18 protein-coding genes and 1 pseudogene are annotated in these 24,535 nt (G+C 64.0%); 10 read left to right on the forward strand and 9 right to left on the reverse strand.

Annotation, left to right across the window (positions count from 1 at the left end; genetic code table 11):
* Positions 1-192: 192 nt before the first annotated feature.
* From VGO12_RS03625 to VGO12_RS03650, 6 genes and pseudogenes are all read left to right on the forward strand, one after another.
* Entirely contained in the window at positions 193-450 is a 258-nt protein-coding gene (locus VGO12_RS03625) for a glycine zipper domain-containing protein (protein WP_034802400.1), read from the forward strand.
* A gap of 213 nt (positions 451-663) precedes the next feature.
* Positions 664-1,893: an MFS transporter gene (locus VGO12_RS03630; RefSeq protein WP_327511370.1), complete on the forward strand. Its 1,230-nt coding sequence runs from the start codon at positions 664-666 to the stop codon at positions 1,891-1,893.
* Positions 1,890-2,102 (forward strand): hypothetical protein, encoded by a 213-nt coding sequence (locus tag VGO12_RS03635; RefSeq protein ID WP_327511371.1) that lies wholly within the window; start codon positions 1,890-1,892, stop codon positions 2,100-2,102. Before VGO12_RS03630 ends, VGO12_RS03635 begins: the two co-directional genes overlap by 4 nt.
* A gap of 62 nt (positions 2,103-2,164) precedes the next feature.
* Positions 2,165-4,078: an autotransporter assembly complex family protein gene (locus VGO12_RS03640; RefSeq protein ID WP_327511372.1), complete on the forward strand. Its 1,914-nt coding sequence runs from the start codon at positions 2,165-2,167 to the stop codon at positions 4,076-4,078.
* Between the two features lie 1,480 nt (positions 4,079-5,558).
* Positions 5,559-8,360, forward strand: a pseudogene (locus VGO12_RS03645) (translocation/assembly module TamB domain-containing protein); the annotation flags it as partial.
* Between the two features lie 306 nt (positions 8,361-8,666).
* On the forward strand, positions 8,667-9,458 hold the full coding sequence (locus VGO12_RS03650; protein ID WP_327511374.1) for an APH(3') family aminoglycoside O-phosphotransferase: 792 nt from the start codon (positions 8,667-8,669) through the stop codon (positions 9,456-9,458).
* A 61-nt stretch (positions 9,459-9,519) separates the two neighbouring features.
* Here VGO12_RS03650 and VGO12_RS03655 read toward each other — a convergent pair whose 3' ends face one another.
* Both VGO12_RS03655 and VGO12_RS03660 read right to left on the reverse strand, forming a co-directional pair.
* Complete coding sequence (locus tag VGO12_RS03655) at positions 9,520-10,002, reverse strand: VOC family protein (RefSeq protein ID WP_327511411.1); 483 nt, start codon at positions 10,000-10,002, stop codon at positions 9,520-9,522.
* 111 nt (positions 10,003-10,113) lie between these two features.
* Positions 10,114-10,548: an Lrp/AsnC family transcriptional regulator gene (locus VGO12_RS03660; protein WP_173517699.1), complete on the reverse strand. Its 435-nt coding sequence runs from the start codon at positions 10,546-10,548 to the stop codon at positions 10,114-10,116.
* 155 nt (positions 10,549-10,703) lie between these two features.
* Here VGO12_RS03660 and rocF point away from each other — a divergent pair, with 155 nt between their 5' ends.
* The 4 genes from rocF to VGO12_RS03680 all read left to right on the forward strand — a co-directional run bounded on the left by rocF (position 10,704) and on the right by VGO12_RS03680 (position 15,947).
* Entirely contained in the window at positions 10,704-11,627 is a 924-nt protein-coding gene (gene rocF, locus VGO12_RS03665; protein WP_327511375.1) for an arginase, read from the forward strand.
* 25 nt (positions 11,628-11,652) lie between these two features.
* Entirely contained in the window at positions 11,653-12,858 is a 1,206-nt protein-coding gene (gene rocD / locus VGO12_RS03670; RefSeq protein ID WP_327511376.1) for an ornithine--oxo-acid transaminase, read from the forward strand.
* A gap of 388 nt (positions 12,859-13,246) precedes the next feature.
* On the forward strand, positions 13,247-13,726 hold the full coding sequence (locus tag VGO12_RS03675; RefSeq protein ID WP_057255050.1) for a chemotaxis protein CheW: 480 nt from the start codon (positions 13,247-13,249) through the stop codon (positions 13,724-13,726).
* Between the two features lie 436 nt (positions 13,727-14,162).
* The gene (locus VGO12_RS03680; RefSeq protein ID WP_327511377.1) at positions 14,163-15,947 is read left to right on the forward strand and encodes a PAS domain-containing methyl-accepting chemotaxis protein; all 1,785 of its coding nucleotides are present in this window, start codon (positions 14,163-14,165) and stop codon (positions 15,945-15,947) included.
* A 159-nt stretch (positions 15,948-16,106) separates the two neighbouring features.
* Here the strand turns inward: VGO12_RS03680 and VGO12_RS03685 are convergent, their stop codons facing one another.
* The 7 genes from VGO12_RS03685 to VGO12_RS03715 form a co-directional block, all read right to left on the reverse strand.
* The gene (locus VGO12_RS03685) at positions 16,107-16,340 is read right to left on the reverse strand and encodes a formate dehydrogenase subunit delta (protein ID WP_327511378.1); all 234 of its coding nucleotides are present in this window, start codon (positions 16,338-16,340) and stop codon (positions 16,107-16,109) included.
* Positions 16,330-17,169, reverse strand: coding sequence for a formate dehydrogenase accessory sulfurtransferase FdhD (gene fdhD / locus VGO12_RS03690; RefSeq protein ID WP_327511412.1), 840 nt, complete (start codon positions 17,167-17,169; stop codon positions 16,330-16,332). Before fdhD ends, VGO12_RS03685 begins: the two co-directional genes overlap by 11 nt.
* 293 nt (positions 17,170-17,462) lie before the next feature.
* A complete protein-coding gene (fdhF, locus tag VGO12_RS03695) occupies positions 17,463-20,342 on the reverse strand; it encodes a formate dehydrogenase subunit alpha (protein WP_327511379.1) in 2,880 nt (959 codons plus the stop codon).
* Positions 20,343-20,352: 10 nt separating this feature from the next.
* Positions 20,353-21,909 carry an NADH-quinone oxidoreductase subunit NuoF gene (locus VGO12_RS03700; protein ID WP_327511380.1) on the reverse strand — a complete coding sequence of 519 codons (1,557 nt, stop codon included), beginning with the start codon at positions 21,907-21,909 and terminating at the stop codon, positions 20,353-20,355.
* On the reverse strand, positions 21,906-22,385 hold the full coding sequence (locus VGO12_RS03705) for a formate dehydrogenase subunit gamma (protein ID WP_327511381.1): 480 nt from the start codon (positions 22,383-22,385) through the stop codon (positions 21,906-21,908). Before VGO12_RS03705 ends, VGO12_RS03700 begins: the two co-directional genes overlap by 4 nt.
* 177 nt (positions 22,386-22,562) lie before the next feature.
* Positions 22,563-23,459, reverse strand: coding sequence for a LysR family transcriptional regulator (locus VGO12_RS03710; protein ID WP_327511382.1), 897 nt, complete (start codon positions 23,457-23,459; stop codon positions 22,563-22,565).
* Positions 23,460-23,694: 235 nt separating this feature from the next.
* Positions 23,695-24,462, reverse strand: coding sequence for an SDR family oxidoreductase (locus tag VGO12_RS03715; RefSeq protein WP_327511383.1), 768 nt, complete (start codon positions 24,460-24,462; stop codon positions 23,695-23,697).
* Between the last annotated feature and the right edge of the window lie 73 nt (positions 24,463-24,535).

The raw sequence follows: 24,535 nt of genomic DNA on the forward strand, positions 1-24,535 counted from the left end.
TGTCCCGTTCAGGAACGATATCCTTATCTTGCACGCGGGAAGAAACCGCCGGGACCCCGGTAGACTTTCGCGGGACGCGGCGTATTTTCCGGTTTGCAAGTTCAGGTGGAGCGGGATGTGCCCGGCTTCGCCATCATCCACGGGACGGACCGAGCGACAGGCTTGAGATCCGTAGACATCGGAGAGAACAACATGAAGAAAGCCATCGCACTTGTGCTGGTCGCCCTGGCGGTCGCAAGCTGCACCCAGACGGAAAAAGGCGCCGGCATCGGTGCCGTTTCCGGCGCGATCATCGGCGGCGCGGTCACCGGCGACGTCCGTGGCGCAGCGGTCGGCGCGGCCATCGGCGGCGTTTCCGGTGCGGTCATCGGCAATGTCACCGAACAGCCGGGCCAGTGCTACTACCGCGACCGCTACGGCCGCCGCTACATCGACTCCTGCCCGCGCTAAGCGACGGGCGGTCCACCCCGGTGGCGGCATGAGCCGCACCGTGGGTCGGCGCGAAATCACCCCCTCCCGGCTGACGGCCGCGAGGGGGTTTTTCGTTGCCGCAATGCTTGATCCGGAAAACACAACGCCTTCGGCCAAGCGCCGGAATCGGGTGGCGGCCGATGGCGCATTCCTTTCTGCTGGATTCGACAAACCGTGTTCGAGGTCCTCTCCATGTCGACGTTACCAGAAGAAAAACTGCCGCCGGCCTTCAAGCGGATCGGCTGGTCCAACCTGTCTGCCCAGTTTTCCGAGCAGATGGCGCTTGCCGCAGCGCCGCTCGCCGCCGTCCTCCTGCTCTCTGCCGGCCCGGCGGAAACCGGCTGGCTGCAGATGGCCCAGACACTTCCCTTTCTGCTGTTGTCCATTCCCGCCGGTCTCGTTGCCGATCGCGCGTCGCGGCTGAGGCTGATGATCTCCTCGGAAATGCTGCGTACAGCATCGCTCGCAGCTACCCTCCTGCTGATGATCGGCGGGGTCTTGAACCTGCCGCTTCTCGCGGTCATGGGTTTCATCGGAGCGATCGGCACGGTTTGCTACAACGTCGCGGCCCCCGCCCTGGTGCCGGCGATCGTGCCCCGCCACCAGCTGTCCGACGCCAACCGCTGGCTGGAACTTGCCCGCAGCCTTGCCTATTCCGGCGGGCCTGCGATCGGCGGCACCATCGTCGCCTTGACGGGCGCATCGCTCGCCTATGTCGCCGCAACAGCGCTTTCTGTTCTTGCGGTCATGCTGCTTGCCGGCCTTGGCGACCCATCCCGATCCGCCCCGACAAGGCGCAGGCTGCTTCATGATCTGGCCGAGGGCGCGCGTTTCCTTGCCGGCCATCCGCTGCTGAGGCCGATCCTCGTCACGGCCGTCGTCTTCAACACGTCTTGGTTCGTGCTGCAGGCCGTCTACGTCGCCTACGCCATTCAAAACCTCGGCCTGAGCGCCACGGGCGTCGGCGTCACGCTCGGCATCTATGGCGCCGGCATGATGGTTGGGGCCCTTGCCGCCCCGGCCATCGCGCGCCGGATCCCGTTCGGTGCGATGATCGTGCTTGGCCCGCTCGGCGGCCTCGCGGCAGCCCTGGTCATGCTCGCGACGATCTGGACGCCGTTGGGCATCCTTGCAGGATTGAGCTTCTTTCTGTTCGGCGCAGGGCCGGTGCTCTGGTCGATCGCCACCCTCACGCTTCGGCAGGCAGTCACGCCGAACGCCATGCTCGGCCGGGTGTCCGCCTTCGTCACGACGGCGACGTTCGGCGCGCGTCCGATCGGGGCGGCGGTTGGGGCGCTTGTTGCCACCCGTTTCGGCGTCGAAGCCTGCCTCGCGGTCGCAGGCCTTGGTTTCCTCATCCAGTTTCTCGTCATCATCGTTTCGCGCGTGCCGCACCTGCGCGCTCTGCCGGAGACCGCTTGAGCCCGGAAAAGGGCGCAACGGGCGTGGCCAAAAAAACCGCAAAAGCGGCGGCGCGCGTGACGCGTCGCCACCGTTCTGGTGCCGATTGTTGTGCTGCCTTGACAACATTCCCGCGCTTTTTCGAAGAAATCGGCACGGAATCTCGGCATCGGGGGTGGATGATCCAGGCCGTCATCGTTAACAGATGGAAAACCTTAGGCATGCGATAGTGACCCGGCCGCATAAGCAGGCAGTTTGTATTGGGTCGCCTGAAGACGGGATGCGGAAGCGAATGTCCCCACCACGGTCGAGTATTGCGTACTGGAAGGCAGCGACTGCGTTTGCTGTTGCCTTTTCGTGCGCGCTTGGCCCGATTTCCGCCGGAAAGGCCCATGCCTTCAAGCTCTTCGGCATGAAATTCTTCGAAAGCGACGAGGAAGAGGCGCAGGTCATCGACCCCGTCAACTACACGCTGACCTTTGACGACGGCACCGAAGACAAGGAACTGAAGGAAGCACTGGAGAACGCCTCGCAGCTGGTCCAGGGGCAGGAGAAGCCCGTCTCCGGCGATCTCGGCCTGGCGATCCGCGCGCGCGATGACCGCGACCGGCTGCTCGCAGCACTCTATGAAAAGGCCCGCTACGGCGGCACCATCGCCATTCGCATCAACGGTCAGGACATCGACAGCCTGCCGCCGGATCCCTCGTTTCCGGACGGAAAGCCGATCCCGGTCACTGTTACCGTGACGCCGGGACCTGTCTTCAAGGTCGGTTCGGTCAAGTTCGAAGGCGATGCGGCCGGCTTCAATCCGGACGACTATGGTCTGCCCGCGGGCGCGCGCGCCGACTCGACGCTGATCATCAAGGCCGGCGAAAAGGTCGTGAACGACCTGCGCGAGCAGGGCCGCCCGCTGGCCAAGCTGACCGAGCGCAGCGCTGTCGCCAACCACGCCAACTCCACCGTCGACATCGTCATCGGCGCCAGCGGCGGACCGGTTGCCCCCGTCGGCGAGGTCACGGTCGGCGGCACGAAAACCGTCGACCCGGGCTTCGTGCGTGATTATTCGCGGCTGAACGAAGGCCGGCCCTATTCGCCTGAGGACATTCGCAAGGCATCCGAACGGCTGCGCCAGCTCGGCGTATTTTCGAGCGTCACCATCAAGGAAGCCAACGCGCTTTCGCCGGACGGATCGCTGCCGATGAAGATCGAGGTCTCAGAGGGCAAGCACAAGTATTTCGGTTTCGGCGCCCAAGTGTCGACCACCGATGGCCTCGGTCTCTCGGGCTATTGGGGGCACCGCAATCTCTTCGGCCGCGCTGAATCGCTGCGCATCGAAGGTTCGGTCGATCGCATCGGCGAGACCAAGGAACTGGACAAGCTCGACTACTCGGTCGGCATCCTCTTTGCCAAGCCCGGCGCCTTCGGTCCCGCCTCGACCTTCACCGCCAGTCTCAAGGCCAACATCCAGGATCCCGACGCCTACCGCGCCAAGATCCTGACGGCTGCGGCGGGCGCCACCTTCGAGCTCTCGGATACCGATACGTTCTCCGGCGGCGGCGAGCTCAGCTGGGCCAACATCGACGACGCCTTTGGCTCGAACTCCTATCTGACCGCCGCCATTCCGCTCGAATATGTGCGCGACACCCGCAACGACAAGCTGAACGCTTCCGAAGGCTACCGGGCGATGATCAACGCCAAGCCGAGCTACGAGATCAAGGGCCAGACCTTCTTCTCGTCCTTCGAGGCGTCGGCGTCCGGTTACCATGCGCTCGGCGACGAAAAGCGCTTCGTTCTTGCCGGCAAGATCGGTGCGGGCATGCTCGTCGGCGGCAGCGGGCTCGAAGATATCCCGGCGAACCGCCGGTTCTATCTCGGCGGCGGCGGTTCGGTGCGCGGCTACTCCTACCAGGAGATCGGCCCGCGCAATTCCGACAATGAGGAGACCGGCGGCCGCTCCTACGTTAACGCATCGCTCGAAGCCCGCATCGCCGTCACCGACACGATCGGCGTCGTTCCCTTCATCGACGCCGGCACGGTCTCGGCGAAGACGACACCCGATTTCTCCGACATCCGCGCGGGCGCCGGCATCGGCCTTCGCTATCAGACCCCCTTCGGGCCGATCCGGCTCGACTTCGCCGTGCCGCTCAACAAATATCCCGGCGGCACCAAGTACGGCATCTATGCCGGTATCGGGCAATCGTTCTGATCAGGACCGCTTCTTCGGCCAAAACCGGCAAATCGCCGTCATTGCCGGATAGTTTCTGCCCACGGCGATTCCGCTTGGGAGCAACTTGCGTTATGGGTAAGGCATGAATCAGGTCGTCCGCTTCCTTCGCACGACGCTGCGCTATGGCCTCCGTGTGCTTGGCGTGATTGCGGTCGTTGCCCTCCTTCTCGTCGCCTTCGTCGGCTTCACCACACCCGGCGCGAGGGTCGTCGCCTGGGCGATCGAGAAATATGCGGCAACGCCCGACCAGATCGTGCGGATCGCCGATCCGAGCGCGCTCTTGACCGGGGAATTTACGGCCGGAAGCATCACGCTGTTCGATGGCGAAGGTGTCTATGCCGAGGTGCGCGACCTCAAGCTCGACTGGTCGCCCAGAGCTCTTCTCACCATGCGCTTCGATGCAGCCGCGATTTCCGCGGGCATGGTGCGCGTCGAGCGGCTGCCAATACCCTCGACCGAGACCAAGGAAGTCCGGTCGACCTTCGTGCTGCCTGTCGACGTCAAGATCGATGCGATCGACCTCAAGGAGATCGTGATCGGCAAGGCGATTGCCGGCGAGGACCAGTTCCTGACGGCGAGCGGCAAGGTGAACGCCACGAACGAGAGCATCGCCCTTGCCCTGACCGCGGCCCAGCGCGACCGGCCGGACGCCCGCGCCGTGGCCGACATCGTCTTCAATCCGGCGGGCAACGAACTCAAGCTCGAGGCCACCGTCGACGAGCCCTCAAATGGCGTGCTCGCGAAACTCCTGCGCCTGCCGAACGAACCGGCGGTCAACGTCAAGGTCACCGGCGAAGGACCGCTTTCCGACTGGGCCGGCACCGCGACGGCCGCCCTCGACGGTAGCGAGATCCTCAAGCTCGACGGCCGCCACGTGCAGACACCCGATGGCATGCACCGGCTGACCGTTAATGGCGGCGGCGGCTTCGGCTCCCTCATGCCGCCGGCCTTGCGACCGATGTTCGATGGCCAGACCAGCATGGACATTGCCGCCTCGTTCAACGGCCAGGGGCTTGTGCGCGTCGACAAGGGACAGATCCGAACCGGTGCGCTGACCTTCGGCGCCTTCGGCACCTTTGACAGCAAGGGCGACAACAACCTGCAGGCAAGGCTCGCCGGCACCGATGGGGCGATCGATTTCCGCTGGCCGCTCGAAAAAGGCGAGGCGCGCGCGCAGATCAACACCGTCAACCTGTCGCTGATCGGCGAAGCGCACGCGGCCATACTGGATATCGCGGCGGACCTCGCGTCCGTGTCGGTGCCGGATATGACCCTTGGCGGCGTCAGGCTTTCGGCCAGGAGCGATGGCTTTAACCTTCAAGGACAGTCCGGGCCGCTCAGAACCATTATCGAAGCGCGCGAAGCCGGCTTCAACGATGCCAATCTCGCTCGTGCGATCCAGGCCCCGCTGAAAGTGGATGCCACCCTTTCGGTGACAAGGGAAAATATCGCCTTCAATCCGGTGACGATCGAAAGCCCCGGCGTTGGCGGATCGGTCACGGGCGCCTTCTATCGCGACGAGAACGCGCTTTCAGCCGCCTTCAAGCTCTTCGCCATTCCTGCCGCTTTGCCACCGGCGGCCGCCGAGAAGTTCGAAGGTACCATCGCCATTGCCGGCAATGTGAAGACCGCGAGCGACGGCAGCGTAAGCGTCGACGGGCTCGAACTCAAATCGAGCACCATCGAAGCGACTGGCGCCGTTGCCTTGTCCGCCGGCAACCTGACCGCCGATCTCAAGGGCACCCTGCCCGATCTCGCCCGTCTGCTTGCCGACGCCAAGGGCAAGGCCGATTTTACCGCAGCCGTTACAGGGCCGCTCGCAGAGCTCGGCATCAAGGCTGAACTCACATCGAGCGGCGCGACGCTTGCCGGACGCACGCTCAGTGACCTCACGGTCAAGGCCGACGCGAAAGCCAATCCGTCGAGCCCGCAGGCGAGCCTGACGGCGACCGGTGCGCTTGACGGCCAGGCGATCGACGTCAAGGCCGACGTCGTTTCCAAGGACGGCCGCACCTCGGTACCGGTGCTCGAAGCCAAGATCGGCGAGAACAGGCTCAACGGATCCGTCAGCTTCACGCCCGATTTCAAGCCTGATGGCACCATCGATTTCGACCTGCCCGATCTCGGCCTTCTGGCCGCCATGGCCGGACAGAAGGCCTCGGGCGACCTCAAGGGTTCCGCGGTGGTCAAGACCGCGAACGGCGTCACCTCCGTCGTCGTCAAGGCCGGCGGCAGCGGCATCAAGCGCGATGCCCTGACGATTTCCAAGCCGACCGCCGACATCACGATCTCCGACATTGCAGCGCTTGCCATCAAGGGCAGCGTGCGCGCCGAGACCGTCGCGCAAGGCGAAAATCGTGTCTCTGGCCTTGCCGTCAACTTCGAACAGCAGGCCGGTCGCACCGGCTTTGCCATCGACGGAAAATATGACGGCGGCCCGCTTTCGGCCAAAGGCGACCTGACCAGTGCCAAGGGCCGCACCGAGATCCGCCTGTCCTCCTTCGGGGCAACGCCGAAGGGCATTCCGCTGAAGCTCGCCCAGCCGACGGTCGTCGCGATCGAAAACGGCACCGTCCGTCTCAACGCTCTGACGATCCAGGCATCGAAGGGCACCATCGCCGTCAATGGTACCGCGGGTGAAAAGCTCGATATCACCGCCAAGCTGAACGCGCTTCCGGCAGCCCTGGTCAATGCCTTTGCGCCGGATCTCGGTGCGGATGGCACGATCGCGGGCACCGTCGATGTCGATGGCACGGCGTCCGCGCCTGTTGTCGCCTACGACCTCAAATGGTCCGGTGCCTCGCTCGCTGCCGCCCGCACCGCCGGTGTCGCCGCCTTCGACATCACGGCCAACGGCAAGTTTGCCAACAACCGCGTGACGCTCGACACGACGCTCGCCGGTGCCGGGGGCCTTGCCTTCAAGGGCGGCGGCAACGTCGATATCGGCGGCAACATGCCGATCGCGATGAGGTTCAACGGTAATGTTCCCTTTGCGCTCATCGCCAATCTGATGGCGCAACAAGGCTTCACGCTGACCGGCCAGGCGACTGTCGATGTCGCCATTTCCGGCTCGGCCAAGGCGCCGCAGATCGCCGGCACCATCACCACCTCGGGCGGTCGCCTCGTCGACGTGCGTCGCAACCTGGCGCTCAACAACTTGACCGCCAATGTCGCGCTCGACGGCAAGCAGGCGACGATCTCGAAGCTCTCGGCAAACCTTGCAACCGGTGGCTCGGTTGAGGCAAGCGGCACCGTCGGCACGGTGCCGGGCTCCGGTTTCCCGGCCAATCTGACGATCAAGCTCAACAATGCAACCTACGTCGACGGCACGCTGTTCAACGCCAATCTCGCCGGCGAGATGACGCTGACCGGCCCGCTGGTCGCGACCCCGACGCTCGGCGGCAAGGTGACGATCCGCAAGGCCTCGATCACCATTCCGGAAAAACTCCCGACCTCGCTGTCGGCCATCGACATCAAGCACAAGAATGCGCCACCCAAGGTGCAGAAGATGGTCAAGGACCTGCGCAAGGACGAGACGCCGGCCGCCGGCGCCAATGCGAGTGGCGTCATCGCCTTCGATCTCGGTGTCAACGCCCACCAGATCTTCGTGCGCGGCCGTGGTATCGACGCAGAACTCGGCGGCGACCTGACGATCCGTGGCACCGCCGTGCAGCCGATCATCTCCGGCGGCTTCGAAATGCGCCGCGGCCGCCTCGAAATCCTCGGCAAGCGCCTGACCTTCACCGACGGCAACATCGGCTTCGGCGGCGACCTGATTCCGACGCTTGATCTCAAGGCGACCTCAAGCGTCGGTGCGACCACGATCACCGTCTCGGTCGCGGGCCTCGCCAACAATCCGCAGATCGGCTTCTCGTCGTCGCCGGCGCTGCCGCAGGACGAAATCCTGGCGCAGTTGATCTTCAACCGGTCGCTGTCGAACCTCTCGGCATTCCAGATCGCCCAGCTCGCGTCTGCCGTCAGCCAACTGGCCGGTGGCGGTTCGACGTCGCTGCTCGACGGCCTGCGCAACAAGCTGGGCGTCGACGATCTCGATGTCACCACCGACGAGAACGGAGGAGCCTCCGTGCGCGCCGGCAAATACCTGAACGACCGGACCTATATCGAGCTGCAACAAGGCTCCGATTCCGCCTCGAGCAAGGCGGTCATCAATCTCGATGTCGGCAAGGGCGTGAAGCTCAAGGGCTCGGCCGCCGGCGACGGCTCGGCCGCGGGCGGTATCTTCTTCGAAAAGGAATACTGACGCGCCACAGGCACCGGCCTTTCAGGTCCGTCATAGACCAACGGGCTCGCGGACCGATCCGCGGGCCCTTTTTTGTTGGCGCGAGCTGACGCCATCGTCCCGGCGCGCAATCCGTCTCAGCCTCAGGCCGCCTTTGTGAAGGCTTGATCGGGATCCGACGAAGAGACGCCGCGATCGAACGGCTGTGCCGCAAAGTCGCATACACGGCAGCATCACCGACATGGAATTGCCGGAGGGCCGGACCTACATCGCCACTCGGTCGCGCACACGCGTCTCATTTTTTCAGTCTTGTTTCAGGTGATTGCCTTGCCCTCGCGAATTCCCAAGATCGAATTACCAGAGCCGTTCCTTGCCCACGTTGCCGGTTATCAGTGGAGCCGCGACAGCCTCGGCCAGTCGCAATCCAGCAACTATCTGCTGAAGCACGCAGAGCGACCGATGCTGGTCCTGAAGATCGAAGCCGGCAGCCCTTTCGCCGAACTGCCGGACGAAGCCGTTCGTCTCGATTGGCTGGCATCGCAAGGCGTTGCATGCCCAACCGTCCTTGCCCGCCTCTTCGGTTCGGAAACGAACTGGTTGCTCTTGCAGGCGATCGAGGGCACCGACCTTGCATCGACCACGCTGTCGCCGGCGCAACAGATCGCCATCCTGGCCGGCGCCCTCAAACGGCTGCACGCCCTTGACGAAGCAGATTGCCCCTTCGATCATGGCATCGACAAACGCATCATCATCGCCAGGGCCCGCACCCGGGCCGGCCTGATCGACGAGAGCGACTTCGACGAGGCGCGGCTCGGCCGCACGGCCGCCGACCTTCTTCTCGAACTGGAAACCCGCGTTCCGCCGGAACGCCGACGCGTCGTCACCCATGGCGACGCATGCCTGCCGAACATCATCGAAAAGAATGGCCGTTTCGCCGGCTTCATCGATTGCAGCCGGCTGGGCGTCGCCGATCCCTATCAGGACCTGGCGCTCGCCTGCCGCAGCATCGCCCATAATCTTGGAGAGGAATGGGTTTCGCCGTTTCTGAAGCTCTATGGCATCGACAGGGATGAGCCGCAAAGGCGCGACTTCTACTGCCTGCTCGACGAGTTTTTCTGATCCGCCGCGGCGACCAAGTCCCTCGTCTGATGGCGGCCGATGGAGAAAGGCCCGCAACGCCTTAAGCGGCATTGCGGGCCTCGATGCTCAGATCGACAATATCGGCTTCCTCCAGCGCGTTGAACAGCGCCCAGATGTGGCCGAAGGGATCGATGAAGGCGCCGACGCGGTCGCCCGTCGACAGCGTTTCCGCCGCATTGCGAAGGCTTGCGCCGGCCCCGATCGCCCGACCGATCACACGATCGACGTCACGCACGTGCAGTTCCAGGATGACCGCTGTCGTACCGAGCGCGTGCGGAGAGCGCGGCCCGCCGAGCCTGGGTTCGGCATCACGCCGCGGGTTGGCTCCGGCAATGCGGAAGACCGAGTCCCCGATCCTGAGATCCGCACTTGTCAGAATTCCGCTCGGCCATTCGTGCCGTTGCAGGAGCTCGGCCCCGAGCGCTTCCCGGTAAAAGGCGATGGCGCGATCCTCGTCGCCATGCCTGACAAACAGCTTCACGCAGATTTGCCGATCGGCAAGCCTGCCGCCATTGGCAACCATGACATCCTCCATCTTGGGTGAGGTGGTCATCATAGCCAAACATCGGAACAAATCAAGAACAAATCGACTCATTGCAGCGATTTCCCCGTCGACGTGCGGCACCCGACTGGGCTAGAACGCACCGGTCATCTTACTGGTTTTCAACAGAATATTGGTCTCCGTCACGGTGATCCCGTCAATCAGCCGAATGCGCCGCAGCGTCTCGTCGAAGGAGACGAGGTCGCGGTCCTCGAGTTCGGCGATGAAGTCCCAGCGGCCGTTGGTGCTGTGCAGCGCCCGGACCTGCGGCAGGCCGCGCAATTGCTCGGCGACGCGATCGGCCATCTTGCCGTGCACCTCGATCATGACGACGGCGCGCACGCCCGACGCCGGAATTTCAGCGCCGGTTCGGATGGTGAAGGCAGCGATGGTGCCGTTTGCGACAAGCCTGTCGATGCGGGCGGCGACTGTCGCGCGCGACACGCCTGTCATTTCCGATAGCGTTGAAACGGGGATGCGCGCATTCTGGCGCAGGGCGCTGATCAGCGCCTGATCGAGATCATCCATCTGGCTGTCACTTTGTAATATCGTGCTTATCAATCTGTCGATTTTAACTCACTAATCGGCAGTTTTCCATCTTTTTGGTGACGCGCATTTTCGCCATAATCCGCGCAATCCCAATCTGGGCAAACAGATTTATCTTAAGAAGGAATCGGGCTGTCATGACGACCATCACTCTGATCGGCGCACCCATCGAGGAAGGTTCCGGACGACGCGGCGCGGCCATGGGGCCGGCAGCGCTCCGCATCGCCGGCATCGACACGGTTCTGCGCGACCTTGGCCACACGGTTCACGACGACGGGGACGTCAAGCCGCTTCCGGCCCGTGACCTTGCCAACCATGCGGGCGCCAACAACCTGCAGATCGTCGCAGCCTTTGCCCGCGCGCTGCACGATTCCGTGCACGACACGGTGCGCAAGGGCCACTTCCCCATCATTCTCGGCGGCGACCACGCGCTTTCCATGGGCAGCGTTTCCGGCATGGCGCGCTACGCCGCCGACGTCGGCCGGCCGCTCTTCGTGCTCTGGCTCGATGCCCATGCCGACTTCAATTCGCCCGAGACCTCGCCGTCCGGCAACATGCACGGCATGCCGGTCGCCTTCTTCTGCGGCCAGGCCGAATTCGCGCCGATCCTGCCGTCCGACCGCCCGCTGGTCGATCCGACCAGGGTGTTCCAGGTCGGCATCCGCTCGGTCGACGACCGCGAGCGCGAAGAGATCACCGAGCATGGCGTACGCGTCTATGACATGCGCGCCGTCGACGAGCTCGGCATGGCGCACATCATGCGCCAGATCCTCGACGAGGTTCGCGCCGCCAACGGCCTGCTGCATGTCAGCCTCGATGTCGATTTCATGGATCCGGAACTGGCACCCGGCGTCGGCACCACCGTTCCGGGTGGCGCGACCTTCCGCGAAGCCCACCTGATCATGGAAATGCTCTGGGAGAGCGGGCTCGTATCCGCGCTCGACGTCGTCGAGCTCAATCCCTTCCTCGACGATCGCGGCAAGAGCGCCCGGATCCTGGTCGAACTTACGGCAAGCCTCTTCGGTCGCCGCGTTCTCGACCGGCCGACCCGCAGCGCTTGAGAGAGAAAACACTGGAGGACCATATATGAACACGACGGCAGCCCTGATCGAAACCGAATACCGGCTCGGCGCCCATAACTACAAGCCGCTCGACGTGGTGCTCTCGCGCGGCGAAGGCGTCTATGTCTGGGACATGGAGGGCAATCGCTACCTCGATTGTCTCTCGGCCTATTCCGCCGTCAACCAGGGCCACTGCCATCCGAAGATCTTGCAGGCGATGATGGAGCAGGCGCAGAAGCTGACGCTCACCTCGCGCGCATTCCGCAACGACCAGCTGGCGCATTTCTACGAAGAGATCGCGGCGCTCACCGGCTCGCACAAGGTGCTGCCGATGAACTCGGGCGCCGAGGCCGTCGAGACCGCCGTCAAGGCGGTGCGCAAATGGGGCTACGAGGTCAAGGGCGTCGCCGAGAACAAGGCCGAGATCATCGTCTGCTCCAACAACTTCCACGGCCGCACCATGGGCATCGTCGGCTTCTCGACCGATCCCGACGCCCGTACCGGCTTCGGCCCGTTCGCACCGGGTTTCCGGGTCGTGCCCTTCGGCGACATCGACGCCTTCCGCGCCGCGATCAACGAAAACACTGTCGCCTTCCTGGTCGAGCCGATCCAGGGCGAAGCCGGTGTCATCGTCCCGCCGGTCGGTTACTTCACGACCGTCCGCGAGCTCTGCACCAAGCATGGGATCACGCTGATCCTCGACGAGATCCAGACCGGCCTCGGCCGCACCGGCAAGCTGCTTGCCGAGGAACACGAGGCAATCGAAGCCGACGTGACCTTGATCGGCAAGGCGCTGTCGGGCGGCTTCTACCCGGTTTCGGCCGTGCTTTCGAACTCCGAAGTTCTGGGTGTTCTGAAGCCCGGCCAGCATGGCTCGACCTTCGGCGGCAACCCGCTTGCCTGCGCCATCGCCCGCGCGGCGCTGAAGGCGCTGACCGAAGAAGGCATGATTGAAAACTCGGCCGAGATGGGTGCCCGCTTCCAGAAGGGGCTTACGGACATCCGCTCCAACATCATCAAGGACGTGCGCGGCCGTGGGCTGATGCTTGCCGTGGAGCTGGTTCCGGAGGCCGGCGGCGCCCGCAAGTACTGCGAGGCCCTGAAGGAGCGCGGCATCCTCGCCAAGGACACCCATGGCGACACCATCCGCATCGCTCCGCCGCTGGTAATCACCGCCGCTCAGGTCGATTGGGCCGTCGAACAGTTCGCAGACGTGCTCGCCTCGGCCTGATCCCGTCTCGACCCCGATTTCAGATCCGCCCCGGGCCACCCTGGGGCGGTTTTTTTTGCACCGTGTCGCACCGCGGGAACGCGGCGACGGCGACGGCCGCCCCGCCCGAAGCGCCTCAGCGTCTCAGCGCCTTGGCTGGCTCCGCATGCTGGTGCTTACAAAAGCAAGTCTTAACGAATCCCGGCCTATAGTGTCTCCCCAAAGCGCAAAGCGGTTCTTCCGCGCATGATGCAGCTGCGCCCTGCCGGATGTGATCGGCGGATTGTAAGGATCTCTCCCGAACGGATTTTCGGTCGCGCACCATGGCGCCGACGCTCCGAGCGGAGATATCTCGAGTTTGGCGATGTCGCGCCCGTCGGCTGCGACCGGAAAGCTGGAAGGACCTTCGATGACAAGCACACTCAGAACGGCCGGTTTCGACGGCGAGACGCTGGAAATCATTGCGTTCCGCCTGCACGACCAGGAATTTTGCGTCAAGACGACGACGATCCGCGAAATCCGCGGCTGGGCGCCGTCGACCCCGATCCCGCACTCGCCGCCGGAAGTGATCGGCGTCATGAACCTGCGTGGAACGGTCATCCCGATCATCGACCTTGCCCATAAGCTCGGCATGAAGTCGACGACGGCCAATGAGCGCAGCGCCATCGTGGTCGCCGAAGTGCACAACATGGTGATCGGCCTTGTCGTCGACCGCGTCTCCGACATCCTCACGGTTCAAGGCAGCCAGGTGCAGCCGGTGCCGGAAGTGACGGCCTCCTTCGACAAGAGCTTCGCCGAAGGCATCATCGCCAACGAGAACGGGATGATCTGCTTCCTGAACCTCGCGCGCATGTTCAAGGAGCGCGAGGTCGAGGAATTGGCCGCCTAAGGCAGCAGACCCGTAACATTCACTAGCCGCCCGACGTTCCCGTTGGGCGGCTTTTTTGTTGCCTGTTTTGTTGGTTATTTGCCCAATCAACGGGCATTACTTTAGAAAAACAGGAGAAACTAATTCAACTCAAATTGGATATATGAGTTTTTACAACTGATATTTGATAGTTGCTATTTTAACACCTGCTTAATAGTCATACCACTAACGTAAATTGTATCAACACGGCGCCACGGGCATGAAGCCCGGCAGTTCGAACTCCCCTTACGAAGCACGAAGGCGCTGACCCGGTGGGCCGGCGTAGGACGACCAGACAATTTTCGGCAGGCCGGTATTTGTCTTAGTCCGGGAATTGCGCCGCTTTGGCCCCGCAAACCCTGTCAGGCAAGGCATAACGCCCCGGCGTGAGCCAAACAAACGAGATCAGAGGGTTACAATGTTCGCTCTCGGAAAAATTGCAGACACGAGCCAGATCGTCGCCGCACTTTCGAAGTCGCAGGCCATCATTCAGTTCGACCTGACCGGCAATATCCTGACCGCAAACGAAAATTTCTGCCAGGCGCTTGGCTATGGCCTCCAGGAGATCGTCGGCCAGCATCACCGCATGTTCTGTTCCGCCGATTATGCCCAGACGCCGGAGTACCGTGACTTCTGGGCGCGCCTCGGCCGCGGCGAGTTCGACGCCAACGCCTACAAGCGTGTCGCCAAGGGCGGGCGCGAAATCTGGATCCAGGCGACCTACAATCCGGTTCTTCGCAACGGCAAGCCGTTCAAGGTCGTGAAGCTTGCCAGCGACATCACCGCGGCCAAAATGAAGGCCGCTGAGGATGCCGGCAAACTCGACGCCATCTCCCGTTCGCAGGCGATGATCGAGTTCACGCCGACAGGCGAAATCCTGACCGCCAACGAAAACTTCTGTGCCGCACTCGGCTACAGCCTCGCCGAGATCCAGGGCAAGCACCACAGCATGTTCTGCGAGCCGACCTATGCCCGCAGCGGCGAATATGCCGACTTCTGGAAGCGTCTCGCCGCCGGCGAATACTTCTCCAACGAGTTCGTGCGCTACGGCAAGGGCGGCAAGGAGATCTGGATCCAGGCGGCCTACAACCCGATCCGGGATTTGAGCGGCAAGGTCTACAAGGTCGTGAAGTTCGCAACCGACGTCAGCGAGCGCATGAGCGCGATCAAAAGCCTCGGCGCCGGCCTGCAGGCACTCGCGGCAGGTGACCTGACGCGCACCCTGGAAACGCCGTTCGTGCCGAGCATGGAAGCGGTGCGGGCCGATTTCAACGGCGCCATCGGCAAGCTCTGCGACGCCATGCGCACGGTTGGCGAAAACGCAACCGCAATCGCCTCCGGCGCCCGCGAGATCCGCTCGGCCGCCGACGACCTGTCGAAGCGGACCGAACAACAGGCGGCCTCCGTCGAGGAGACGGCAGCAGCACTCGACGAGATCACCACGACGGTGTCGGATTCGAGCCGGCGGGCCGAAGAGGCTGGCGGGCTGGTCGCCAAGACCAAGGCCGGCGCCGAACGCTCCGGCAATGTCGTCAAGAGCGCCATCGGCGCCATGGACCAGATCGAGCAGTCGTCGCGGGAAATCTCCAACATCATCGGCGTCATCGACGACATCGCCTTCCAGACCAACCTCCTGGCGCTGAACGCCGGGGTCGAGGCGGCGCGCGCCGGTGAAGCGGGCAAAGGCTTCGCGGTCGTCGCCCAGGAAGTGCGCGAACTGGCGCAGCGATCAGCGAGTGCGGCCAAGGACATCAAGGCGCTGATCGGCACGTCGACCGAACACGTGAAGAATGGCGTGTCGCTCGTCGGCCAGACGGGGCAGGCGCTCGAAGAAATCCTCACCCAGGTGCAGGAGATCAACGCCAACGTCTCGGCGATCGTCGAGGCCGCCCGCGAACAATCGACCGGCCTCAAGGAAATCAACCAGGCGGTCAACTCGATGGACCAGGCGACCCAGCAGAACGCTGCCATGGTCGAAGAAAGCACCGCCGCAAGCCACGCCATGGCCCGCGAGGCCGAAGCCCTGCACGAATTGCTCCGGCAGTTCCGCTACGGCGAGCAGGCCCAGGTCATCGACGCCAACCGCCACTTCGAAGATCGAACACAGCCGGCCCGGCTGCAGGCAACCGCCCGCGCCATGCGCAGCGGTGGGCGAACGACGGCTGCCGCGGCACCGGCCGCAGACGGCTGGCAGAATTTCTGAGCGCACATCCCTGCACCCCGCGCTCGGGAATGGGGAAGGCGGCTACCGGTAGCCGCCTTCCCTTAATTTTTGTGAGATGTTTCGTGAATGCCTGACGCGGAGCTCCGTCTCCGGGTCCGCCGTTTCCTGGCGGTCCCGAGGTCACGCAAGGGCGATCGTTCAGGCGGCTTCTGGGCGCTTGATCTTCGCTGCCGCCTCGAGCACCAGCGGCGTCAGACCCTGGCCCCCCTTGTCGATATGCTCGAACAGTTTGCGCCGCATGCGCGGCTCCCAATACTTGTTGATATGGGTGGCGACGCCTTGCGCCGCCTCGCTTTCGGGCTGGCTCTTGAAGAAGGTGGCGATCTGGTTCGCCATGTAGATCAACTTGGCGTTTGGGTTGTCATGCGACATCGGCGACAGCTCCGGACTTGATGCGTTCGGCATGGGTGAAAATCTCGAATTCATCGCCGCGCACCAGCGCAATCAGCGTCATGCCCGCGGCGTCCGCCGTGCGGATGGCAAGGGCCGTCGGCGCTGAGATGGCGATGATCACGGGGCTGCCGACGACCGCCGTCTTCTGCACCATCTCGACGGACACACGGCTTGTGACGACAACGGCGCCCTCGCTGCCGTTAAAGCCGGCGCGCGCAGCGGCACCGACCAGCTTGTCGAGCGCATTGTGGCGACCGACATCCTCGCGCACCGCGATCAGGCCACGGCCCGGTACAAAAAAGGCGGCGCCGTGCACGGCGCGCGTCTCGAAATGCAAGGGCTGCTGGCCGTTGAGCAGGGCCACAGCCGAGACCACGTCCTCTTCGGAGAGCCGCAGCGTCGAGCCAGAAACATCCGGTGTCGGCCGCACCGCCTGCTCGATCGATTCGATGCCGCAAAGGCCACAGCCAACGGGGCCGGCCATATGCCGGCGGCGCTGGCGCAGCATGTCATTCTCTTCGTCGCCAAGCACGATCTGCAGGTCGATGCCAAGTTGGCCGGCAACCGTCTCCGACACGATCTCGACCGTTTCGATTTGAGCGGGCTCGGTGATGATGCCCTCGGTCAGGCTGAAGCCGACGGCAAAATCCTCGAGATCGCCCGGTGTCGCCATCATCACCGCATGGGTCGAACCGCCATAGGAGAAGGCAACCGGCGTTTCCTCGGGCACGGCCCGCGAGCCCTCACGGAGCGCGCCGTTGCGGCGGACAGCCTCGGGGACGGTGTTTGAGGTCTTGAACTTGGTCATCGCGTAGCTGGGCACCGGGCGCCCCCTTGCCGTGCTGAGAGCGGGTTACCCCCCTCTGGCCTGCCGGCCATCTCCCCCACAAGGGGGGAGATCAACCCGGGCGGCCGCCAGTGCTGACCTCCCGCGCCGGCATCGCGGGGTTCCTGCGCCCCAAGATCACGGGATCGAACTACCGCCAATCGCGGGGCCAAATGAGACACGAGCGGCTGCGCCCAGCCGATCTCCCCCCGTGTGGGGGAGATGCCCGGCAGGGCAGAGGGGGCTAGGCTCCGCGTACGCAACGTCATAACGCGCTACTCCGCCGCCTCCAGCTTGCCGGATATCCGGCGCGACTGACGCGCTTGCTCGTCATAGTCCTGCTGCCAGTCCGAAGGCCCGTTGGACGGCATCACCTGCACCGCCGTCACCTTGTATTCCGGGCAGTTGGTCGCCCAGTCGGAGAAGTCTGTGGTGATGACGTTGGCTTGCGTCGTCGGGTGGTGGAAGGTGGTGTAGACGACGCCGGGCGCGACGCGATCGGTGATCAGCGAACGAAGCGTCGTCTCGCCGGCACGACTTGCCAGCCGGATCCAGTCGCCATCGCGGATGCCGCGCTGTTCGGCGTCATGCGGGTGGATTTCCAGCCGGTCCTCCGCATGCCAGACCACGTTGTCGGTGCGCCGTGTCTGGGCGCCGACATTGTACTGGCTGAGGATACGGCCGGTGGTCAGCAACAGCGGGAAGCGCGGACCGGTGCGCTCGTCGGTCGCGACATATTCGGTGCGGATGAACTTGCCCTTGCCGCGCACGAAGCCGTCGACATGCATGATCGGCGATCCCTCGGGATGCGTCTCGTTGCATGGCCACTGCACCGAACCCATCTGCTCCAGATAGTCGTAGGAAACCAGCGCGAAGCTCGGCGTCGTCGCGGCGATCTCGTCCATGATCTCGGACGGGTGACGATAGTTCCACTTGAGGCCCATGGTCTGCGCCAGCTTCTGGGTGACCTCCCAGTCGGCGTAACCGTTCTTCGGCGTCATCACCTTGCGCACCCGGTTGATGCGGCGCTCGGCATTGGTGAAGGTGCCGTCCTTCTCAAGGAAGGTCGAACCCGGCAGGAACACATGCGCGTAGTTGGCCGTCTCGTTGAGGAAGAGGTCGTGCACGACGACGCATTCCATCGCGGCAAGGCCAGCGGCCACATGCTTGGTATCCGGATCCGACTGCAGGATGTCCTCGCCCTGGATGTAGATGCCCTTGAAGGTGCCGTCGACGGCGGCATCGAGCATGTTGGGGATGCGCAGGCCGGGCTCGTTGGAGATCTCGACGCCCCAGAGCTTCTCGAAGGTCTCGCGGGTGGCATCGTCGGACACGTGGCGGTAGCCCGGCAATTCGTGCGGGAACGAGCCCATGTCGCAGGAGCCCTGCACGTTGTTCTGGCCACGCAGCGGGTTCACGCCGACGCCCGGCCGGCCGATATTGCCGGTGACCATGGAGAGGTTGGCGATCGCCATCACCGTGGTTGAGCCCTGGCTATGCTCTGTGACGCCAAGACCGTAATAGATCGCGCCGTTGCCGCCGGTGGCATAGAGCCGTGCCGCTCCGCGCACCAGATCGGCAGGCACGCCGGTATAGGCTTCGGTCGCCTCCGGGCTGTGATAGGGCTCGGCGACGAAAGCTGCCCAATCCTCGTATTCCGACCAGTCGCAGCGCTCGCGAATGAAGGCTTCGTTGGCGAGCCCTTCGGTAACGATCACATGGGCGATCGCGGTCAGGATCGCGACGTTGGTGCCGGGCTTGAGCGGCAGGTGATAGGCGGCTTCCACATGTGGCGAGCGCACGATGTCGGTGCGGCGCGGATCGATCACGATCAGCTTGGCCCCTTCGCGCAGGCGCTTCTTCAATCGCGAACCGAAGACCGGATGGCCATCCGTCGGGTTGGCGCCGATGATGACGGCGACGTCAGTATGTTCGACGCTGTCGAAGTTCTGGGTGCCGGCAGACGTGCCGAAGGCCTGGCCGAGGCCGTAGCCGGTCGGCGAGTGGCAGACGCGGGCGCAGGTGTCGACATTGTTGTTGCCGAAGCCGGCGCGCACCAGCTTCTGCACCAGATAGGTCTCCTCATTCGTGCAGCGCGACGAGGTGATGCCGCCGACCGATTCGCGGCCGTACTGGTACTGGATCCGCCGGAACTCGGCGGCCACATGCGCGTAGGCCTCTTCCCAGGTGACCTCGCGCCAGGGATCGGAGATCTTCTCGCGGATCATCGGGTTGAGGATGCGATCCTTGTGGTTGGAATAGCCATAGGCGAAACGCCCCTTGACGCAGGAATGGCCGCGGTTGGCCTGACCGTCCTTCCACGGCACCATGCGCACCAGCTCTTCGCCACGCATCTCCGCCTTGAACGAGCAGCCGACGCCGCAATAGGCGCAGGTCGTCACCTCGGAATGTTCCGGCTGGCCGATCTCGATGACGGACTTTTCGGTGAGCGTCGCCGTCGGACAGGCCTGGACGCAGGCGCCGCAGGAGACGCATTCCGACGACATGAAGTCTTCCGCCATGCCGGCCGACACGCGGCTGTCGAAACCGCGGCCGCCGATCGTCAGCGCGAAGGTGCCCTGCACTTCCTCGCAGGCGCGCACGCAGCGCGAACAGACGATGCATTTCGCCGGGTCATAGGTGAAGTACGGGTTGGACTCGTCCTTCGGCAGCCATTTGGCATTGATGTCGCCATTGTTGCGCGCCTTGACGTGGTTCTCGCCCTCGTAGCCGTAACGCACATCGCGCAGGCCCACGGCGCCGGCCATGTCCTGGAGCTCGCAGTCGCCGTTGGCAGCACAGGTCAGACAGTCGAGCGGATGGTCGGAGATATAAAGCTCCATCACCCCGCGGCGCACATCCTTCAGACGCGGCGTCTGGGTGGAGACCTCGATCCCGGCCGCAACCGGCGTCGTGCAGGAGGCCGGCATCCCATTGCGGCCCTTGATCTCGACGAGACAGAGCCGGCAGGAGCCGAAGGCATCCATCATGTCGGAGGCGCAGAGTTTCGGCACCTCGATGCCGGCGTCCATCGCCGCCCGCATGATCGAAGTGCCCTCGGGCACGGTGACCTCGCGGCCGTCGATCGTCAGCATCACCAGCTTTTCGGATTTCGAAGCGGGCGTACCGTAGTCGATTTCATGAATGAGAGACATGGTCTTTTCCTCACTCCGCCGCTTCAACGCGCGGTGCCGGCTGAAAATCATCCGGGAAATGGGTCATGGCGCTCAAGACCGGATAGGGCGTGAAGCCGCCGAGGGCGCAGAGCGAACCGAACTTCATGGTGTTGCAGAGATCAGCGAGCAGCTCGCGGTTCTTTTCCGGCTCGATGCCGGCGGCGATCCTGTCGGCCACCTCGACGCCGCGGGTCGAGCCGATGCGGCAGGGCGTGCACTTGCCGCAGCTTTCGACGGCACAGAACTCCATGGCGAACCGCGCCTGGTGCAGCATGTCGACGGTATCGTCGAAAACGACGATGCCGGCATGGCCGATGAGGCCGTCACGCGCCGCAAAGGCTTCATAGTCGAACGGCGTGTCGAACAGCGCCCGCGGGAAATAGGCGCCGAGCGGACCGCCGACCTGCACGGCCTTGACCGGCCGCCCACTCGCCGTGCCGCCGCCGATGTGATCGATGATCTCGCCGAGCGCGAGGCCAAACGCGGTTTCGTAGAGGCCGGTATGCTTGACGTTGCCGGCGATCTGGATCGGGATCGTGCCGCGCGACCGGCCCATGCCGAAGTCACGATAATAGGCGGCACCCTTGTCCATGATGACGGGAACGGAGGCGAGCGAGATCACGTTGTTGATCACGGTCGGACAGTCGAACAGGCCCTTGTGGGCCGGCAGCGGCGGCTTGGCGCGCACGATGCCGCGCTTGCCTTCAAGGCTGTTCAGAAGCGCTGTTTCCTCGCCGCAGACATAGGCACCTGCGCCCTCGCGCACTTCCATGTCGAAGGCGCGGCCCGACCCGAGCACCGAGGACCCAAGCACGCCCGCCTTGCGGGCGATCTCGATTGCCGCGGCCATGGCGGCGATCGCATGCGGATATTCGGAACGGGTGTAGATGAAGCCCTTGGTGGCGCCGGTCGCAATGCCCGCAATCGCCATGCCCTCGATCAGCACGAAGGGATCGCCCTCCATGATCATCCGGTCGGCAAAGGTGCCGCTATCGCCCTCGTCGGCGTTGCAGACGATGTATTTGCGCGCGCCCGCCGCTTCCAGAACCGTCTTCCACTTGATGCCGGTCGGAAAACCGGCGCCGCCGCGGCCGCGAAGGCCGCTTTCGGTCACCTGCGCGACGATCGCCTCCGGTGCCATGGCAATGGCGTTTCGCAGACCCGCGAGCCCGCCATGGGCCTCGTAGTCGTCCAGCGACAGCGGATCGATGACGCCGCAGCGGGCAAAGGTCAGTCGCGTCTGCTGCTTGAGGAAGGGAATGTCTTCGGTCTTCCCGAGACAGAGCGCGTGATCGCCACCGTCGAGCAGCCCGGCGTCAAGCAAGGAGGCAACGTCGCGCGCCTTGACCGGACCGTAGGCGACACGCCCCTCGGCCGTTTCCACTTCGACGAGCGGCTCCAGCCAGTGCATGCCGCGAGACCCATTGCGTACGATGACCGCGTCGAGGCGGCGGGCTGCGATCGCGTCGGCCATCGCCGTTACGACCTTTTCCGCACCGAGCGCAATCGCCGCGGCGTCCCGTGGAATATAGATCTTCGTGGTCATCGCCGCGCCTCCTGAACCAGCGCCTCGAGATCGGCGGCATCGACCCGGGCATGCACCTCTCCGTCGAGCATGGCGGAGGGTGCGCAGGAACAGAGCCCGAGACAGTAGACCGGCTCCAGCGTCACGGCTCCATCCGGGGTCGTCTGATGAAAATCGATGCCGAGCAACCGCTTGGCGCGCTCAGCAAGCTGGTCTCCCCCCATCGACTGGCAAGCCTCGGCGCGACAGAGCTTCAGCACATGGCGGCCGGCCGGATGCTCGCGGAAGTCATGGTAGAAGCTCATCACGCCGTAGACTTCGGCGCGCGACAGGTTGAGCTCCCGCGCGATGACCGGAAGACAGTCCTGCGGCACGTAGCCGAATTCTTCCTGAAGCTCGTGCAGGATCGGCAACAGCGGCCCTTCGAGCGCTTTCAGCTCCTCGACGATGGCGAGCGTGGTTTCCGCGATGTCGGTGCGCGGTCTATGGATGTTCAACGGGAGCCCTCCCGGCTCGCGGGCTGAAACGGCAAGGCCCGAAACGGGCGACCGGTGCAGCCGACTTTTATCTCATGACGAAGGCCGTTCCTCGGCGGTCTTCGGCCTTGATCAAAAAGCTTCGCGCTTATGGCCCTGAGGGTCAATAAGGCTGTTCCGTCGATCGATAGAAAAAATCTATTGAACCTGATTCCGCTCGCCGAGAATGCGCGCCTCGTGCAGCAAGGCAGAGACGAGCGGCGTAAACGGCTCACGGTGTGTCGCAACCAGGCCAACGGTGTGGCGGGCATCCGGATCGACGATCGGGATCATCCGGATGTCTTCATGAAAACCGAATGATTTCGCGACGTTGAACGGCATGATGCTCGCCCAGCGGCCGGTGCGCACATGCGAGAAAAGCACGATCATCGAGTTCGATTCGAGCGTCGGCTTGGCGACGACGCCGGCCTCTGAAAAATGCTGGTTGATGATGCGCCGGTTCTGCATGTCGGCCGTCAATAGACAAAGCCGAACGTCGCTAACCTCTTCCCACGAAACACTTTCCCGCTCCGAAAGCGGTGTGCCGGCAGCCGTGACGAGGTGATAGCGCTCCACCTGCAACGGTACGCTGGTCACCCGACCGAGCGGCTCGTTTTCCAGATAGGTGAGGCCCGCGTCGATCTCGAGGTTTTCCAGCAGCGCCAGGATCTGCAGCGAGGTGGTGGACAGGACCGAGAAGGTCACGTCAGGGTGCTTTTCCTGGAAAGGTGCTGTGATCATCGGCACCATCGCAAGCGTCGTCGGCACCGCGGCCAGACGGATGTGGCCGGAAAGGCCTTTTCGCGCCGCCCGCATCTCCTCGCGCATGGTGCGGGCATCGCCGACGATCCGACGCGCCCATTCGAGCACGCGCTGCCCCTCCGGCGTCAGCCCCTGGAAGCGCGAGCCGCGGCTGACGAGCATGACGCCGAGCTGATCCTCAAGCTGACGGATGGCAGCAGACAGCGTCGGCTGCGTCACGCCGCATTCCTCCGCGGCACGGCCAAAATGCCGTTCACGGGCAAGGACGAGGAACATTTCCAGCTTGTCGATCATGCGTGGCCTTCAGTTACTGTGGCTCTGCCCCTCACCCTAACCCTCTCCCTGCTCGCGGGGCGAGGGGACGTGGCGCTTCGCGAGGTCGCCTCTTTATGACGTAGGTCCCGAATGATGACGTAGGCCCCGATTGGAGTGGGGGACGCGAACGGGCGCAGCATCGTCCCTTCCCCCCGCCTGCGGGGAGAAGGTGCCGGCAGGCGGATGAGGGGCGAACGCCAAGACAAACACATCCTCACGCAATCAGCTGCCCGCCATTGACCTCCAGCACCTGCCCGGTGATGTAGCCAGACAGCACATGCGAGGCGAGGAAGAGATAAGCCGGCGCGCAATCCTCCGCCGTGCCGAGACGGTTAAGCGGAATGGTCTTGCGCGTCGCTTCCAGCTTCTCCGGCGACGAGTAGCGCTCATGAAACTCGGTGGTGATCGTGCCGGGCGATACACAATTGACGCGAATGCCATCGGGCGCGAGTTCGCGCGCCAGTGCCTTGGAATAGGTCGAGACGAAGGCCTTTGTCGCCGAATAGATCGACGAGCCGGCGCTGCCGCCGGTAACGGCCGAGATCGACACGGTGTTGACAACAGCCGGATGCGTGCCCTTGCGTAGGAGCGGCAGCATCGCCCGGGTCATCTCGACGACCGCGGTCTGGTTGAGCTGCACGACGGTCTGGTACTGCTCGTCGGTCAGCTCTGCCGCCGGGAAACGACCAACCATCGTGCCGGCATTGTTGATCAGGATGTCGATGCTTTCAAACCGGCTGCGGACTTCATCGGCCAGGCTCTCGACACCGGCAGGCGCCAGGAAGTCCCCGGTCGCGACATAGGCGCGGCCTTCCGTCGCCGCCGTTTCGAGAAAATCGGGCAAATCGCCAACCGAACGACCGGCATGAACGAAGACATGCGCACCGCAGTCGAGGAACTGCCGCGCGACTTCGAGGCCGATACCGCGTCCCGCCCCGGTAACGACGACGGTCATGCCCTTGAACAAGGCAGGATGAAACATGCTTCTCCCCTCTCAATCCGATTGTCAGCGTCGCGCATCGGCGACGCGAATGCAACGCGCCTCGAAAACGCCC

Source organism: Ensifer sp., from assembly GCF_035999135.1.
Classification (GTDB): Bacteria; Pseudomonadota; Alphaproteobacteria; order Rhizobiales; family Rhizobiaceae; genus Ensifer.

Bases quoted from the DNA above. Each gene is read 5' to 3' on its own strand.
- VGO12_RS03625 (WP_034802400.1), top strand. From the start codon at position 193: ATGAAGAAAGCCATCGCACTTGTGCTGGTCGCCCTGGCGGTCGCAAGC.
- VGO12_RS03630 (WP_327511370.1), top strand. From the start codon at position 664: ATGTCGACGTTACCAGAAGAAAAACTGCCGCCGGCCTTCAAGCGGATC.
- VGO12_RS03640 (WP_327511372.1), top strand. From the start codon at position 2,165: ATGTCCCCACCACGGTCGAGTATTGCGTACTGGAAGGCAGCGACTGCG.
- VGO12_RS03655 (WP_327511411.1), bottom strand. From the start codon at position 10,002: ATGGTTGCCAATGGCGGCAGGCTTGCCGATCGGCAAATCTGCGTGAAG.
- VGO12_RS03660 (WP_173517699.1), bottom strand. From the start codon at position 10,548: ATGGATGATCTCGATCAGGCGCTGATCAGCGCCCTGCGCCAGAATGCG.
- rocF (WP_327511375.1), top strand. From the start codon at position 10,704: ATGACGACCATCACTCTGATCGGCGCACCCATCGAGGAAGGTTCCGGA.
- rocD (WP_327511376.1), top strand. From the start codon at position 11,653: ATGAACACGACGGCAGCCCTGATCGAAACCGAATACCGGCTCGGCGCC.
- VGO12_RS03675 (WP_057255050.1), top strand. From the start codon at position 13,247: ATGACAAGCACACTCAGAACGGCCGGTTTCGACGGCGAGACGCTGGAA.
- VGO12_RS03680 (WP_327511377.1), top strand. From the start codon at position 14,163: ATGTTCGCTCTCGGAAAAATTGCAGACACGAGCCAGATCGTCGCCGCA.
- VGO12_RS03685 (WP_327511378.1), bottom strand. From the start codon at position 16,340: ATGTCGCATGACAACCCAAACGCCAAGTTGATCTACATGGCGAACCAG.
- fdhD (WP_327511412.1), bottom strand. From the start codon at position 17,169: ATGACCAAGTTCAAGACCTCAAACACCGTCCCCGAGGCTGTCCGCCGC.
- fdhF (WP_327511379.1), bottom strand. From the start codon at position 20,342: ATGTCTCTCATTCATGAAATCGACTACGGTACGCCCGCTTCGAAATCC.
- VGO12_RS03700 (WP_327511380.1), bottom strand. From the start codon at position 21,909: ATGACCACGAAGATCTATATTCCACGGGACGCCGCGGCGATTGCGCTC.
- VGO12_RS03710 (WP_327511382.1), bottom strand. From the start codon at position 23,459: ATGATCGACAAGCTGGAAATGTTCCTCGTCCTTGCCCGTGAACGGCAT.
- VGO12_RS03715 (WP_327511383.1), bottom strand. From the start codon at position 24,462: ATGTTTCATCCTGCCTTGTTCAAGGGCATGACCGTCGTCGTTACCGGG.